We start from the raw sequence: 17,329 nt of genomic DNA on the forward strand, positions 1-17,329 counted from the left end.
ACTGATTTAAGATTAACAGATATAGTGGAGCAAATCTATAAGGTAAAAGGAAGTATGTTGGATGGCAGCGTATAAAATAGAACATTTGAACAAATCATTTGCTGATAAAGTGATATTTGATGACTTAGAATTCGCAGTTTCTGATAAAGAACGTGTCGGTTTAGTAGGTATTAATGGGACGGGTAAGAGTTCTTTACTGAAAGTGATTGCCGGTTTGGATGAAGACTTTGATGGAGAAGTGACACATCCGAAACAATATCGCATTCGCTACGCATCTCAACAGCATTACTTAGACGAAGAAATGACTGTGTACGATGTTGTTTACAGTGCTGATACCGAGACATTAAAAGCAATCAAGCGATATGAGTTAGCAACTGTACAATATGCTGAACAACAAACGGACAAAGCGCTAGATGAAATGATGTCAGCACAATCGGATATGGATATGTTAGCCGCATGGGATTATAGTGCGGAAATCAAGACCATTTTATCAAAGTTAGGTATACATGATACGACGAAACGTATCGGGGAACTATCAGGTGGACAACAAAAGCGTGTAGTTTTAGCGAGAACGCTTATTGAACAGCCAGACTTACTGTTGTTAGACGAGCCGACAAACCATTTGGACTTTGAATCCATTCATTGGCTCATCAACTTTGTTAAAACTTATCCAAAAACAGTTGTATTTGTGACGCATGATCGATATTTCTTAAACGAAGTATCTACACGCATCGTTGAGTTACAACATGGTAGGTTGTCATCTTATCCGGGTAATTATGAGACCTATATTGAGATGCGTGCAGAACAAGAAGCAATCATGGCGAAGCAACAGACGAAACAACGTGCATTATTCAAACAAGAATTGGCATGGATGCGTGCAGGTGTTAAAGCACGAACGACGAAGCAACAAGCGCGTCAAGATCGTTTCAAAGAACTGGAAGAACAAGTAAAATCACATCACACACAAGAAAAAGGTTCATTGAATTTGGCCCATTCACGATTAGGGAAACAAGTGTTTGAATTGGAACAAGTCGGTAAAACAATCAAAGGTCGCACACTTTTTGATGGATTGACGACGATTATTCAAAAAGGTGTACAAATTGGTATTGTTGGGGAGAACGGCGCAGGTAAAACAACACTTCTCAATATCCTTGCAGGTGAGGACACAGACTTCAGTGGTGTGTTGAAAGTAGGACAAACAGTAAAGGTTGCTTACTTTAAACAAACAGATGAACGTTTAAATCAAGATGTTCGGATGATTGACTTTTTACGTGAAGAACAAGAAGTGGCAAAACAAAAAGATGGCACGACGGTTTCTGTCACTCAGTTGTTAGAGCAGTTTTTATTTCCAACACAAACACATGGCAAGAAGGTTTATAAGTTATCAGGTGGTGAACAAAAACGTCTATATCTACTGCGCTTGCTCGTGCATCAACCGAATGTATTGTTATTAGATGAGCCGACAAATGATTTGGATACTGAGACGTTAACGATATTAGAAGATTATATTCAGACATTTGGTGGCACAGTGATTACTGTCAGCCATGACCGCTACTTTTTGGATAAAGTAGTAGATTGTTATTGGTATGTACACGATGGGCAAGTCGACATGATTTTAGGCCGATTCGATGATTACTTAGCGTATAAAAAGGAACAAGAAGCGGTGGTTGAATCACAAGAAAAAGCAGCCATACCAACACCGCCTAAAAAGTCAAAAAAGCGAGGATTATCTTATAAAGAAAAACGTGAATATGAGCTGTTATTGTCAAGAATTGAAGAAACAGAAACACGTTTGTCAGAAATAGACGATGAGATGATTGCAGCACAGGCAGATTATGCGAAGATTCATACATTAAATGAAGAAAAAGTAACATTGGAAACGCAATATGAAGTAGATATTGCACGTTGGAGTGAATTAGAAGAAATTATGGAACAGTAAGAGGGATCTACATGGAAGAGGTATTATCGCATTATTTCGGATACCAGAAGTTTAGACCAGGACAACGAGAAATTATTTCTTATGTTTTGGATGGGCAACATACATTAGGTGTTTTACCAACTGGTGGCGGTAAATCTCTTTGCTATCAAGTACCGGGTCTCAAACAATCTGGTACGACATTGGTGATTAGCCCGTTGATTTCATTGATGAAAGACCAAGTGGATCAACTTAAAACAATGGGCGTTTCTGCAGCCTACTTGAACAGTAGTCAAAGTATGAAGGAGCAACAAGAGATTGAAGCACAGTTGCGTGCTGGAGAGATTAAGTTTTTATATGTCGCTCCAGAACGTTTGGAACAACCACGTTTTGTTGCATTATTACGCCGTCTGCCTATCGCACTTGTTGCGTTTGATGAAGCACATTGTATTTCCAAATGGGGACATGACTTTCGACCGAGCTACCAAGCGGTGATTCATACAGTTCTTGCATTACCACAGCAATTTGCAATTGTGGCATTGACAGCAACAGCAACAACTGAAGTACAGCAAGATATTATGCAACGCCTACACATTCATCCGAATCATGTGGTGAAGACGAGTATAAAAAGGCGCAATCTTATATTTGAAGTGAATCCGACATATCAGCGAGAAAAGTTTGTGATTCGCTACATTAAGCAACACGTCCAAGACTCTGGTATTGTATATTGCGCCACTCGGAAGCAAGTTGAAACACTATATCATGCATTAGAAGATGCAGGTATTTCTGCAACTTATTATCATGCAGGACGCACAGCGAAAGAGAGAGAAGCGGCACAAAATGATTTCTTATACGACCGCACACGAGTGGTAGTGGCGACAAATGCCTTTGGTATGGGGATTGACAAGTCAAATGTCCGCTTTGTGATTCATTACAATATGCCAGGTGACTTGGAGTCTTATTATCAAGAAGCAGGCCGTGCGGGACGAGATGGTTTAGAAAGTGACTGTATCTTATTATTCAGTGAGCGTGATATCGGGTTGCATGAGTATTTTATTACATCATCTAAGGCAGATGAAGATTATCAAGATAAGATGGGTGAAAAACTGACGAAAATGATTCAGTACACTAAGACAAAACAATGCTTGGAAGCAACGCTCGTTCATTATTTTGAGCCGAATGAACGCCTTGAGGAATGTGGTCATTGTAGCAATTGTATTGCCAAAAATAAAACGTATGATATGACAAAAGAAGCTAAAATGATCATCAGTGGTGTGGCACGATTAAATCAGCAAGAAACTCACCAAACGGTCATTCAAGTATTACGTGGTGAACAATCTGATTATATTCAACATCAAGGGTTTGCTGATTTGTCGACGTATGGCATTATGAAAGACTATACCACTGGTGAGTTGCACCACTTGATAGATGAAATGCGATTCAAAGGTTTTTTGAATGCACAAGATGATATTTTAATGTGCGATGATAGTGTCAAAAAAATATTAAAAAATGAAACACGCGTTTATACGTCACCATTCCGCCGAAAATCAAAAGAAATCGTGAAGATTAATACAGTAGAAGGTGTGGATCGCAAACTTTTAGAACAGTTAATGGCAGTACGTCAGCAACTAAGTGATAAGCTACACGTACCACCTGTCAATATTTTTACAGATTACACTTTAGAAGAATTTGCAAAGCGAAAACCTACTTCTAAGCAAGAGATGATTCATATAGAAGGGGTCGGGAGCTATAAGTTGAAGCACTATTGCCCAGTTTTTTTGGAAACGATACAAGCGTATAAAATATGAGTAGTATAATAGTAGATTCTATATAGAAAGAACTCATAGAAATGGTTGCGAATATACGCTATCAAATTTAAAATAAAGTTGTATGAATAGATAAAAAACAGAATGATAAATGATGTTAGGAGACATAATTTATGAGTAAAATATCAATTATAGTACCTATATACAATGTAGAAGATTATATTGCAGAAGCAATTGACTCATTGATTAATCAAACAATCTTTCAAGACCTTGAAATCTTATTAATTGATGATGGTAGTCAAGATGGTAGTACAGATATTGCAAAAAAGTATGCAATGGAATATGAGAATATTTCATATCATCTTAAGGAAAATGGTGGTTTGTCAGACGCGCGTAACTACGGTTTAAGATTTGCATCGAGTAAATATTCGATGTTTTTAGATTCAGATGATATGTATACAAGACAAGCATGTGAACACTTGTATGAGTTTGCAGAAGAAAATCATCTTAATATCGTTGTTGGAGATTTAGAGACTTTTCCAAAAGAAACACCGAATTATGGATGGAAAAAGTATTATGGCAATGGTAACCATGTGATTGATTTAACAGTCAGTGGCGAAGATTTGATAAAAAATCCGTCAGCATGTAATAAATTATTTAGAACTGATATTTTACGTGATAAAAGTGCATTATTCCCTGTGGGGCGACACTTTGAAGATGCATTTGCGATTATTCCATTGATGTTCAAAGAAAAGTATATTGGTGTTTTAGATGAAAACATATATTTATACAGAAAACGTGAAGATGGATCATCAATTATGGACTCAAGTTTTACGAAAGAAAAGAATTATTATGATTATATTGAGTTGATTAAAACTTTATATAATGAATTAATCGTGGGTCAAACAAATCATCAAGTTGTATTTGCAACAAATGAGTTTATTAGAAAGACATTCCACGGATATCTGAACAATATCTTTTTAAATAGTCAAGTGATATTTGATGAAGAGAAAAAAGCATGGATTTTCGATCAAATACAGCCAGTTTATCAAAACATAAATTACAAGTATCTTGAAAAACTCAGCAATCATCGTGTAATGAAAACAGTTTACTATGCACTGGTTACAAATGATAAAGCATTATTTGTAAATCCATTTTTAGACGTAGACAATATTATTATTCGTGATAACACGCTCATCTCCAAAAAACATTTTGATACGCCAGAAATTAATTCAGTTCATTTGTATGCTTCTATTGAAAGATTTATAGAACAAGAAGACGAAATCTTATTTGTTGGTGAATTAGTTTCAAACAATATGATTATTGATCATCAACTTAAGAATCCACTTGTTGTTGAACTGAAAGATAAAGAAGGGAATATTATAGAGTTGCCTATTGAGAAGTTTAATAAACTGGACTCACCATATATTAAACAAACAGATGATTCGGCTTGTGGTATTATGATTTCTATTCCTAAATCGGTGATTATGCATGTAAAAAATACTTATGAAGTGAGTCTGTTTATTGTTGAAGAAGCAACACAAGAAAGAAAGCCAATTATTACACAGGCGCATGCCTTCCTGCATCGATTTAAAGGGAAGATAAATCGTCATTTAATTTTAGATGTGTTACCTAATCGAACAATTAAAATCATTACGAATGCATCATTAAAACAGAAGTTGATTCTTGAAAAGAATAGAATTATGGACAAATCTAAATTACGTGTGGGAAGTAAGATGCGAATTTTAAGCCATGCTACAAACTGGGCATTAAAGCATAAAAATATAGTATTAGTCGGCGAACGGTCAGATACATTTCAAGATAATAGTGCGGCGTTTTTTAAATATGTTAATACACAGCCTAATAAGAAGAAACACTATTATTATTTAGCAGATGGACGTTCAGAAGCATATTCGGAAGCAGCACAGTTTGGTAAAGTTGTGCGAAAAGATTCAATTAGACACTATTTATACTTGTTGTCAGCTAATACGTTGGTAAATTCATATGATCCAGATGCTTATATGAGACCGTCTGCATATTCGAAACCGGAATTCTATCGACTATTCGGTGATTTAATCAATTATAACCGTGTCTTTTTACAGCATGGTGTGACATATAATAATGTTGTTCAAGCAATTTCAAATTATCGAATTGGTTTTGAAGGAATTGTTGTGACAAACAAAGATGAAGAAGAATTATTAAAACATGGTGCTTATTATAATGATCAGCAATTGATTAGATCGGGCTTTTCACGATACGAAAAATTAAAAGAAAATATTCGCACCAATGAACCGATTCAATTCAGTGATGAAAAAGAACGTATTATTTTACTAATGCCAACATGGCGTAAAGGTTTAACACCGGGTTCTTACAATAAAAAAGCAGCAAATCAAAAAATTGATCCGTCTAGATTTTTAGCTTCAAATTACTATGAATTCTATAATAATCTAATTAATAATGAAGAATTGATAAAAGCATTAGAAGAAAAAAATATTAGATTAAAGTTCTTCCCGCATTATGAAATGAGAGATTTTCTTGAATATTTCAATCAACCAAAGTCAGACAAAATAGAGATAGTACCAAAAGAACAAAATGTACAAGATTTATTAATTGAATGTGATATGTTGATGACAGACTTTTCTTCTGTATTCTTTGATGTACTATTTATGAAAAAACCAGTTATTTTTACGCAGTTTGATTTAGATGCTTTTTACAAAACGCATTATAAAAAAGGGTATTTAGACTTTACGAAGAATGAACTTGGTACATCAGTTCATACGATTGAAGATACTGTAAACGAAGTTAAAGAAAATATTGAAAATGGATTTACAGTGCCAACAGATGTATTGAATCATATTGAGCATTATTTAGAATATGCATATCAAGAAGACAATAACAAAGCAATTTTAGAGTTTATAGAAGAACTTTAATTGTGTGAACAGAATTCTATCTTAATCAAGATAATTAAATAAGTCAGTATAGTTTTTAGAGTGGAATGCCCACTTTTACGTCACCTTAATTGTTAGAAATAGAATCTAACAGTTAGGGTGATTTTTCACTTGTTCATAGCATGAAGTAAGAGAATGGTTAATTTATAGAACACATTCGAAAGATTTACAAAATAGAGAAAAATGTAAAAAGTATAGAAATGAATATTCAGAAAAGTACATGAAATTAGTTGCGTAACAACACCGTGAAATTTAAAATAAAGTAGTAACGATAAATTAAAGAGCACGCTTACACACGTTAGGAGACTTTGTTCATGAGTAAAATATCGATGATTATACCGTTTTATAACGTTGAAGATTACATCATAGATGCACTGGACTCAGTAGTAAATCAAACAATTTTCCAGGATCTTGAAGTCATTTTGATCGATGATGGAAGCCGAGATGGTAGTACGGAGATTGCAAAAAGTTATGCAGAAAAATATCCAAACATTGCTTATTATCATAAAGAAAATGGGGGGATATCAGATGCACGCAACTATGGCCTACAATTTGTAACAAGTAAATATACAATGTATATGGATTCAGATGACATGTATACGCCTCAAGCTTGTGAATCTCTCTATAATTTTGCAGAAGAAAAGAACTTAAAACTTGTTGTAGGTGAGCTGGAACTATATCCGGGTAAAAGTCCAAATTATGATTGGAAAAAATATTTTGGTCATGGTAATCAAGTGATTGATTTATCAGTAGCGGGGGAAGAACTTATCAAGATGCCTTCAGCATTCAACAAAATATTCAGAACGGAAATTTTACTTGATAAAGAAGAGTTATTTCCGGTTGGGCTTCGTATGGAAGATGCTTTTGCTATGATACCTTTGATGGTTGAGACAAGAGTAATAGGGCTTGTAGATGAGAAAGTCTATTTATATAGACAACGTGATGATGCTTCTTCTTATATGGATACTGTCTATAATAATGAAGAGAACTATTATGTTTATATCAAATTAATACAGTCACTGCATAATCAACTAATCGTGGGTGAGAAAAATGAACAAATTATTTACGCAGTTCAAAAATTTATTACTAAATCATATCATGGCTTTTTAATTAATATCTTTTTGAAAGATCTTATTACATTTAGTGAAGAAGAAAAAGCATGGACGTTCGATCAAATACAACCAATTTATCAAGATGTGAATTATAAAATGGTAGAGAAGCTAAGTGAGCACCGTATAATGAAAACCATTTATTATGGACTTGTGACAAACAATAAATCACTTTTTGTTAATCCTATTTTGAATGTTGATAGAATCGTGATTAGAGATAAAATATTAACTCATCCAGATTATTTAAGAAAGCTTGAAATGCATTCTATCCACTTATATGCAGCTATCGAAAGGTTTATTGAAGATGATGAAGATTATGTTTTCATTGGTGAATTGGTTTCGAATAATGCTTATATTAATCACAATCTTCAAAATTCATTTGTATTTCTATTGAAAGAATTAGAAGGTCAAACGCTAGAATGTCCTGTTCAGAAGTTCAACAAGTTAGAATCACCGTATCGTAAGCAAGAGAATGACGCACCTTGTGGTATTAAAGTTCGAATTCCTAAGTCATATGTTAACAACAAAATTGGCAGCTTAGAATTACAAATGTGCATTATTGAGAAAGCGACACAAGAGCGCAAATATATTGGAGTTCTTGCACATGATTTATTACATCAATATAAAAGAGAAGGAAATCAGCCCATTTCATTAAATATAAGAGAGAACCGTACTATTGAAATGATTATAGATGAAATGCCAGAAGACAGTGCAACTGATGAAACGGTTTAAAATTAAGAGATATGATAAGCTCATGAAATAATAAAGTCTCATCTCGTATAATATTAAATATAGTGTATAGGACAAAAAAAGAGAATCCATACGGGTAGAATTATGCTATATTTTGAAATGTAGAATTGCAACAGTCGATAGTAGATGAATGTTTTTCGAGTGTTTTGTACATGCTATTCAATATAAAGTTTGCTATTAATTTTTGTAATAATTTACAGTTCTTAGCCTTAAAGATAAAGTTGTTAATGAGCTAACTGAGTAGTAAGCATGATTATATTGAATGAAAATTAAATTAAGGTAGGAGACCTATTTATGAGCTTAGTATCTATTATAGTGCCGATATACAATGTAGAAAGTTATCTAAAAGAAGCGATTGATTCATTAATTAATCAAACAATTTTTGATGATCTTGAAGTGATTTTAGTAGATGATGGTAGTCAAGATGGCAGTGGAGTAATTGCAAAAACATATGCGGAGAAGTATGCGAATATTTCGTATCATTATAAAGAAAATGGTGGTTTATCAGATGCGAGAAACTTTGGTTTACAGTTTGTATCAAGTAAATACACAATGTTTTTAGACTCTGATGATATGTATACACCTCGTGCTTGTGAAGTTTTGTATCATTTCGCTGAAGAGAATAATTTGAATATTGTAATTGGGAATTTGTTTATATTTCCTGGTAACACACCAAACTATGACTGGAAAAGATATTTTGGACATGGTAATCGTGTGATTGATTTATCAGTAAGCGGTGAAGAATTATTAAAATCTCCATCAGCATGTAATAAAATCTTCAGAACAGATTTGTTGCGACAAAAAGATGAGTTTTTCCCAGTAGGGCGTCACTTTGAAGATGCCTTCTCAATTATTCCATTAATGGCTAATGAACGTATAATTGGACTTGTTGATGAAAAAGTCTATTTATACAGACAACGAGAAGACGGTTCATCAATCATGAATTCAATCTATACGAAAGAGAAAAATTATTATGATTACATTGATTTAATAAAAACACTTCACAATCAATTAATCGTAGATGAGACAAACAAGCAAATTGTTTATGGTGTTCAAAAATTTATTACTAAATCTTTTCATGGGTATTTATTAAATATATTTTTGAAAGATCATATTTCATTTGATGAAAAAGAAAGAGCGTGGATATTTGATCAAATATTACCGATTTATCAAAATATAAACTATAAGATGTTGGACAAGCTAAGCGAACATCGTGTGATGAAAACGATTTATTATGCACTTGTTACGAATAATAAATCATTATTTGTGAATCCGATATTAGAGGTCAATCGTATTATTATTCGGGATCAAATTTTGATAAATCCAGAATACTTATGTGAGCTAGAAATGCATTCCATTCACTTATATGCGTCTATTGAAAGATTTATTGAAGACAATGAAGATTTTGTATTAATCGGTGAGCTTATTTCAAATAACGTGGAAATCGATCATCATCTTCAAAATGAATTCGTATTTCAATTGAAAGGTCCTAAAGGTCGAGTGGTAGAATACCCAGTTCAGAAATTCAACAAATTAGAATCACCGTATTATAAAGATGAGAACGATGCCTCTTGTGGAATTATGGTGCGTATCCCTATGTCAGCCATTAGTGGAAAGGATAATCATTTTGAATTGAAAATGTGCATCATTGAAGAAACAACACAAGAGCATAGATACATTGGTGTTCTTGCACACAATCTACTTCATCAATACAAAAGAGAAAAAACTCAGCCTATTTCATTAAATATACGACCAAATCGTACGATTGAATTAATTACGAAAAAAGTATCAGTTGAGCAACCAGTTGGCAAAACTAACAAAGAAACAAAAGTCGAAAAAAGTATGCAAGATAATGTACAGTCTCTTTTGCAACGTATAAAAAGGGGAATTATTCAGCTGAAAAATTGTATTTTAAAATAATTCTTTTCATTAAAATGTAAAGCCGTCAATCAATTTAATATAAGTAAGAAATTCCTATTTTGGATATAAAAACATCTCAATTGTTATATTGAACAGTTGAGATGGTTTTTCGCAAATAAATAACAATATAATAGTCAATTATTATAGATATTGGAGAATACAAACAAATTCAATTAAAATATTGTTGATAATATACATTATTAAATTTACAATGAAGTAGAGAGTATTAAGAACGAGAATAAATGTTAGGAGACATCAACATGAGTAAAATATCCGTTATAGTACCTATATATAATGTGGAAGACTACCTGGAAGAAGCTATTGAGTCATTGATTAACCAAACAATTTTCTTTGACCTTGAAGTCCTACTAATTGATGATGGAAGTGAAGATGGTAGTACTGAAATTGCTGAAGCATATGCTTTAAGGTATCCGAATATTTCGTATCATTTAAAAGAAAATGGTGGTTTATCAGATGCACGGAATTATGGATTACAATTTGTTACTAGTAAGTACACAATGTTTTTAGACTCTGATGATATGTATACACATAGAGCCTGTGAAACACTTTATGATTTTGCTGAAGAAAAAGAATTGAGTATTGTAGTCGGTAACTTAGTTACATTTCCAATGAAAACCCCTAATTATGAATGGAAAAAATACTATGGCAATGGCAATATTATAATTGATTTATCAGTGGGTGGCGAGGAACTGATAAAAAATCCATCTGCATGCAATAAAATCTTTAGAACAGATATTCTACTTGATAAAAAAGAGTTGTTTCCAGTAGGCCGTCATTTTGAAGATGCATTTTCAATTATTCCATTGATGGTAGCAGAACAAAAAATTGGTGTTGTGGATGAAGTTATCTATTTATATAGACAGCGAGAAGATGGAACTTCTATTATGAATTCTGTTTTCAAAAAAGAACAGAATTATTATGATTATATTGAATTAATTAAATTATTGCACGAAAAGATACTAAAAAATCAAGAAGTATATCAAATTAAATATGCTGTTGAAAAGTTTATTTATAAGACTTTCCATGGGTATTTAAATAACATCATTTTAAAACAGTATGTAGATTTTGATGAAGAAGAACGTAAGTGGTTATTCAAAGAAATCCAACCTGTTTATAAAGATATGAGCTTTAAAGTACTAGAAAAGTTGAGCAAACACCGTGCTTTAAAAATAGCTTATTATGCATTAGTGACAAATAATGAAGCATTATTTGTTAACCCTAAACTAAAAGTTGGTCGTATCATTATACGTGACGGTATTATTGTGTCTTCTGAGTATGCAGATGTACAAGAAATTAATACAGTCCATTTATATGTATCTATGGAGCGTATGATTGAACGTGAGTTCGGTATTGAACTTATTGGTGAATTACTGTCAAATAATGCTGTTATTGACCACCAGTTAGAAAATTCACTTATTCTTGAATTGACGCCAAAAAGAGGTAGAAAGATTCAATTGCCAGTCTACAAATTTAATAAGTTAGATTCCCCTTATATCGTACAAGAAAGTGACTCTATTTGTGGTGTTAAGGTTAATATTCCTAAGTCATTGATTAATAGAAATGAGAATGAGTATACAGTTGGAATTAAGCTTATTGAAGATGCCACTCAAGAGCGTCGACAAGTGATAACACAAGCACATCATTTATTCCATCGATTTAAAGGTAAAGTAGACGATAAATTATCAATTGATGTTTTACCAAACCATACAATTAAAATTATTGCGAACCCAACATGGAAAGAAAAACTTGCAAAAGAAAAAGAACGAATTTTTGATAAGTCAAAAATTCGTGTTGGTGGCGGATTGCGTTTGATGCATCATGCTGCACATCAAGTATTAAAACATAAAAAAATTGTGTTGGTTGGAGAGAGACCAGATACATTTCAAGATAACAGTGCATCATTTTTTAAATATGTTAATGCTCAATATAATAAAAGGAAACAATATTATTATTTAGCTGATAAGCAATCAGAAGCGTATTCAGAAGCTGCACAATATGGAAAAGTTGTACGTAAGGATTCTATCAGACACTATTTATATTTATTATCAGCAGATACACTGGTAAACTCGTATGATCCGGATAGCTATATGAGACCTTCAGCATATACCAAACCAGAATACTATCGTATATTTGGAGATCTCATTAACTATAAACGTGTATTTTTACAACATGGTGTAACATATAATAATGTTGTCCAAGCGATTTCAAATTATCGAATTGGATTTGAAGGAATTGTTGTGACAAATAAAGCTGAAGAAACGTTATTAAAAAATAATGCCTATTATAATGATCACCAATTGATTCGATCTGGTTTTCCACGTTATAAAAAATTAAAAGAAAATATTTCTTCAAATGAACCAATCCAGTTTAATGATGAAGAAGAACGCGTTATTTTATTAATGCCAACATGGAGAAAAGATTTAACGTCAGGATCATACAATAAAACGTCAGATGATGACAAGCAAGATCCAACGAAGTTCTTAGCATCGGATTACTATGAGTTCTATAACAATTTGCTTAACAATGAAGAATTGATTAAAGCAATAGAAGAAAAGAATATCAAATTGAAGTTCTTCCCGCATTACGAAATGAGAGATTTTCTTGAATACTTTGATCAACCAGAATCAGATAAAATTGAAATCGTACCTAAAGAACAAAATGTACAAGATTTGTTAATCGAGTGTGACATGTTGATAACAGATTATTCTTCTGTGTTCTTCGATGTATTATTCATGAAGAAACCAGTTATCTTTACTCAATTTGATTTAGAAGAGTTCTATAAAAAACACTACAAAAAAGGCTATTTAGACTTTACGAAAAATGAGCTTGGTAAATCAGTAAGTACGATTGAAGATACTGTTAGTGAAGTAAAAGAAAATATTGCTAATGGCTTTACAGTCCCAGATGATGTGTTAAAACATATTGAATATTATCTAGAATACGCTTATGAAGAGGGCAACAACCGAAAAATCTTTGAGTTTATTGAAGAGCTTTAATCATTGATTTGATTCAATCATAAGCAAATTCTACATTCAACACTGGTTAAAGTGTAAAAGGGTATTAAGTACAATGCCTTTTGCACAAGACCAGTGTTTCTTTTTGTGAAGAACAAGCAAATAAGGATAAAACTTTGAAAAAATGTGTTTAAATATGGGTAAGATTTGAAGATATGGGTATGGTATGTTTAAGTAATTAAAAAAAGACAAAGAAGTGAGACAATGATAAAGTTTGAAAATGTATCAAAACGATATGGCAACAAAACAGTAGTCGATCGTGTCAATATAGAAGTGAAAGAAGGCGAGTTCTTCGTGCTCATTGGTCCTTCTGGTTCAGGTAAGACGACAACGATGAAGATGATTAATCGCTTGATTGACTTATCTGAAGGTTATATTTACTTCAAGGGGAAACCGATCAGTGACTATTCAGTCTATGAGATGCGTTGGGATATGGGTTATGTATTGCAACAAATTGCACTTTTCCCACATATGACCATTCGTGACAACATCGCACAAGTGCCGTTGATGAAACAATGGAACAAACAAGATATTGATGCACGTGTTGATGAATTGTTAGATATGGTTGGATTGCCACCCGAACAATTTCGAGATCGCATGCCAAGTGAACTGTCAGGTGGACAACGTCAACGTGTAGGTGTTGTACGTGCTCTGGCAGTAGACCCACCTGTGATTCTTATGGATGAGCCGTTTAGTGCGTTAGATCCCATTACGAGAGAAAAACTTCAAGATGATTTACTGGCATTGCAAAGTAAAATTAAAAAAACGATTGTTTTTGTGACGCATGATATTGAAGAAGCATTCAAACTTGGCGATCGCATATGCTTATTAAATCAAGGGCGTGTAGAACAAATTGGGACTCCGAATGAATTTGTCAAAGCACCGAAAAATGAATTTGTGAGTCAATTTATTGGGAATCTTACAAGTGTCGTACTGAATCACTTCTCTATTGGTAAAATTGTTGAATTAGCAGGTGCACCAGTTACAGGAAATGAAGACACCTTACCAATCGTTCATCGAAACGATGCAGTGAGCGATGTGTATCGTGAACTAGCGACACATGAAGCGGTGATGATTGAAATGGACGGTCAGTATTGGCGTCTCACGAGAGAAGATATTTTTCGTTTCCTATCTCAGAACAAGGTAGGTGACGCACGATGAATACATTTATTTCAACACTGTCCGAACGTAAAAGTGAATTGTTCGGAGCATTACTTGAACATATTGAACTGTCATTTATTGCGTTATTAATTGCTGTGCTCATCGGTGTACCACTCGGTATTTTATTGACGAAGACACCGAAATTATCTGAGCCAATTATCAATGTAGCGGCTGTCCTTCAAACGATTCCATCACTTGCTTTGCTCGGCTTAATGATTCCATTGTTTGGGATTGGTACCGTACCAGCAGTGATTGCATTAGTAATCTATGCGTTATTGCCAATTCTTCGCAATACGTATACTGGAATTGTCGGCGTAGACACATCTCTTATTGAAGCGGCGAAAGGGATTGGTATGAAGCCAGCACGACGATTACTGCGTGTCGAACTCCCACTTGCAATGCCAGTCATTATGGCTGGTGTGCGTACAGCAATGGTTTTAATCATCGGAACAGCAACATTAGCTGCACTCATTGGAGCAGGTGGATTAGGTGACTTAATCTTGCTCGGTATTGACCGCAATAATACGTCACTCATCTTAATAGGTGCGATTCCAGCTGCATTATTAGCGATTGCATTTGATATAATCTTACGTGTATTAAGCCGTGTCTCTTATCGCAGAATGATGATGACACTTGCAGCAATACTTGTTGTTATGTTAAGCGTTTCTCTCGCGCCTATGCTCGCACAAAAAGAAGATAAGATTACAGTGGCAGGAAAGTTAGGGACAGAACCATCAATTATTACGAACATGTATAAGTTGATCATTGAAGAAAAAACAGATTATACAGTTGATGTTAAAGATGGTATGGGTAAAACGACTTTCTTATTTAATGCGTTAAAAGCTGATGAAATTGATGGCTATTTAGAATTTACTGGTACAGTTTTAGGTGAATTAACGAAAGAGCAACCGAAATCAAATAACGAGTCTGAAGTTTACAATCAAGCAAAAACAAGCTTGGAGTCGAAGTATGACATGACATTACTTAAACCGATGAAATATAATAACACATATGCTTTAGCGGTGAAAAGATCGTTTGCCGAAGAACATGATTTGAAAACAATCAGTGACTTGAAGCGGGTTGAAAATGACATTAAACCAGGATTTACTTTAGAATTTAATGACCGTGAAGATGGCTATCCTAAAGTACAAAAAGCCTATGATTTGAACTTTAATCAAGTGAAAACAATGGAACCGAAGTTGCGATATCAAGCCGTAGAAAAAGGTGACATTAATTTGATTGATGCTTACTCAACAGATGCAGAATTGAAACAGTATGATATGGTGGTCTTAGAAGATGATCAGCAAGTTTTCCCGCCTTATCAAGGAGCTCCGTTGTTTAAACAAGCTTTTCTTGATGAACATCCTGAAGTGGCTTCTGCATTAAATGAACTTGAAGGTAAAATTACAGATGAGGAAATGCAAGACATGAATTATCGTGTTGCTGAAAAAGGGGAACGCCCTTATGATGTCGCAAAAGCGTATTTGAAAAAACAACATTTAATTGATTAAACTTAGAGCGTAGCAGAATCTATTTTGAAATTCTGCTACGTTTTCTTAAAGATAAACATAAGCAACACTAGATATTTTGGACTTTAATCGTTATAATAATTAACATATTTTAAATTTTCAGATAAAACGGAGGTTTTGATTATGAAGTCACAAATATCGCAGTTACGTGCATACACACCTGGCTTATCACCAGAGGCTTTGAAGAAAAAACTAGGGATTACGGGTGAATTACATAAACTCGCTTCAAACGAGAATGTCTATGGTCCATCACCAAAAGCGAAAGAGGCGGTCAAAGCTCATGTGGATGACTTGTTTTTGTATCCAGAACCTAATGCCCCCCTATTACAAGAAGCGATTGCGACACATTATGATGTTGCGCCAGAACAGGTTGTCTTTGGTGCGGGTTTAGATGAAATGATTGTCATCATCTCTCGAACTGTGATTCGATCTGGAGATAAGGTAGTTACAAGTGAAGGGACATTTGGTCAATACTTCCATAATGCAGTTGTTGAAGATGCGAGTTTTGTTCAAGTACCATTAAGAGATGGGGCATTTGACTTAGATGCAATTGCAGATGCTGTGGATGAAGAGACAGCACTTGTATGGATTTGTAATCCCAATAATCCAACGGGAACTTATCATAATACTGAAGACATTGAAGCGTTTATTCAAAAAGTACCGTCACATGTTACAATTTTGTTTGATGAAGCTTATGCGGAATATGTGACAGCAGATGACTATCCAGATACGATTGCACTGATGAAGAAGTATGACAATATTGCGATGTTGCGCACATTCTCTAAAGCATACGGCTTAGCAGGACTACGTATTGGGTATATGATTGCATCGACAACGTTAGCAGATCAACTTAATGTCATTCGTCCACCATTCAACACAACACGCTTATCCGAACAAGCGGCACTTGCTGCCTTCAAAGATCAAGCAAATTTAGAAAAAACTGTGGCATTGAATAAAGAAGAACGTGAAAAGTTTGAGAACATTGATACAACCTTGACACTATACCCAACACAAACAAACTTTATTTTTGTTGAAACAGATCGTGTGGCTGAGCTAGATGAAGCTTTGCTGAGAGCGGGTATTATTGCACGTGCCTTTCCAAATGGTGTGCGTATTACGTTTGGATTTCCTGAACAAAATGAAGTGATTCGACAAGTGCTTTCTGAATTTTAAGGGGTGTTCAAAAGGACGTAGAG

9 protein-coding genes are annotated in these 17,329 nt (G+C 34.0%); all 9 read left to right on the forward strand.

Features of this window, described 5'->3' with window-relative positions; all coding sequences use genetic code 11:
• The first annotated feature begins 61 nt into the window (after positions 1-61).
• The 9 genes from C7J88_RS09075 (at position 62) to hisC (ending at position 17,306) form a co-directional block, all read left to right on the forward strand.
• Positions 62-1,939 carry an ABC-F family ATP-binding cassette domain-containing protein gene (locus C7J88_RS09075; RefSeq protein ID WP_095115535.1) on the forward strand — a complete coding sequence of 626 codons (1,878 nt, stop codon included), beginning with the start codon at positions 62-64 and terminating at the stop codon, positions 1,937-1,939.
• Between the two features lie 11 nt (positions 1,940-1,950).
• Entirely contained in the window at positions 1,951-3,723 is a 1,773-nt protein-coding gene (gene recQ, locus C7J88_RS09080) for a DNA helicase RecQ (RefSeq protein WP_095115537.1), read from the forward strand.
• A gap of 131 nt (positions 3,724-3,854) precedes the next feature.
• Positions 3,855-6,611 carry a bifunctional glycosyltransferase/CDP-glycerol:glycerophosphate glycerophosphotransferase gene (locus C7J88_RS09085; protein WP_106904269.1) on the forward strand — a complete coding sequence of 919 codons (2,757 nt, stop codon included), beginning with the start codon at positions 3,855-3,857 and terminating at the stop codon, positions 6,609-6,611.
• Positions 6,612-6,943: 332 nt separating this feature from the next.
• On the forward strand, positions 6,944-8,470 hold the full coding sequence (locus C7J88_RS09090; RefSeq protein ID WP_095115539.1) for a glycosyltransferase family 2 protein: 1,527 nt from the start codon (positions 6,944-6,946) through the stop codon (positions 8,468-8,470).
• A gap of 312 nt (positions 8,471-8,782) precedes the next feature.
• Positions 8,783-10,408 (forward strand): glycosyltransferase family 2 protein, encoded by a 1,626-nt coding sequence (locus C7J88_RS09095; protein WP_095115541.1) that lies wholly within the window; start codon positions 8,783-8,785, stop codon positions 10,406-10,408.
• Positions 10,409-10,668: 260 nt separating this feature from the next.
• Complete coding sequence (locus C7J88_RS09100) at positions 10,669-13,425, forward strand: bifunctional glycosyltransferase/CDP-glycerol:glycerophosphate glycerophosphotransferase (RefSeq protein WP_159031417.1); 2,757 nt, start codon at positions 10,669-10,671, stop codon at positions 13,423-13,425.
• Positions 13,426-13,647: 222 nt separating this feature from the next.
• Positions 13,648-14,604, forward strand: a complete 957-nt coding sequence (locus tag C7J88_RS09105; protein ID WP_095115546.1) for an ABC transporter ATP-binding protein — start codon at positions 13,648-13,650, stop codon at positions 14,602-14,604.
• Positions 14,601-16,115: an ABC transporter permease/substrate-binding protein gene (locus C7J88_RS09110; protein ID WP_095115548.1), complete on the forward strand. Its 1,515-nt coding sequence runs from the start codon at positions 14,601-14,603 to the stop codon at positions 16,113-16,115. Before C7J88_RS09105 ends, C7J88_RS09110 begins: the two co-directional genes overlap by 4 nt.
• 141 nt (positions 16,116-16,256) lie before the next feature.
• Positions 16,257-17,306: a histidinol-phosphate transaminase gene (gene hisC / locus C7J88_RS09115; protein WP_095115550.1), complete on the forward strand. Its 1,050-nt coding sequence runs from the start codon at positions 16,257-16,259 to the stop codon at positions 17,304-17,306.
• Positions 17,307-17,329 lie beyond the last annotated feature (23 nt).

The sequence above is a fragment of the Staphylococcus muscae genome, from assembly GCF_003019275.1.
Classification (GTDB): Bacteria; Bacillota; Bacilli; order Staphylococcales; family Staphylococcaceae; genus Staphylococcus; species Staphylococcus muscae.

Bases quoted from the DNA above. Each gene is read 5' to 3' on its own strand.
- C7J88_RS09105 (WP_095115546.1), top strand. From the start codon at position 13,648: ATGATAAAGTTTGAAAATGTATCAAAACGATATGGCAACAAAACAGTA.
- C7J88_RS09100 (WP_159031417.1), top strand. From the start codon at position 10,669: ATGAGTAAAATATCCGTTATAGTACCTATATATAATGTGGAAGACTAC.
- hisC (WP_095115550.1), top strand. From the start codon at position 16,257: ATGAAGTCACAAATATCGCAGTTACGTGCATACACACCTGGCTTATCA.
- C7J88_RS09095 (WP_095115541.1), top strand. From the start codon at position 8,783: ATGAGCTTAGTATCTATTATAGTGCCGATATACAATGTAGAAAGTTAT.
- C7J88_RS09110 (WP_095115548.1), top strand. From the start codon at position 14,601: ATGAATACATTTATTTCAACACTGTCCGAACGTAAAAGTGAATTGTTC.
- C7J88_RS09075 (WP_095115535.1), top strand. From the start codon at position 62: ATGGCAGCGTATAAAATAGAACATTTGAACAAATCATTTGCTGATAAA.
- C7J88_RS09090 (WP_095115539.1), top strand. From the start codon at position 6,944: ATGAGTAAAATATCGATGATTATACCGTTTTATAACGTTGAAGATTAC.
- C7J88_RS09085 (WP_106904269.1), top strand. From the start codon at position 3,855: ATGAGTAAAATATCAATTATAGTACCTATATACAATGTAGAAGATTAT.
- recQ (WP_095115537.1), top strand. From the start codon at position 1,951: ATGGAAGAGGTATTATCGCATTATTTCGGATACCAGAAGTTTAGACCA.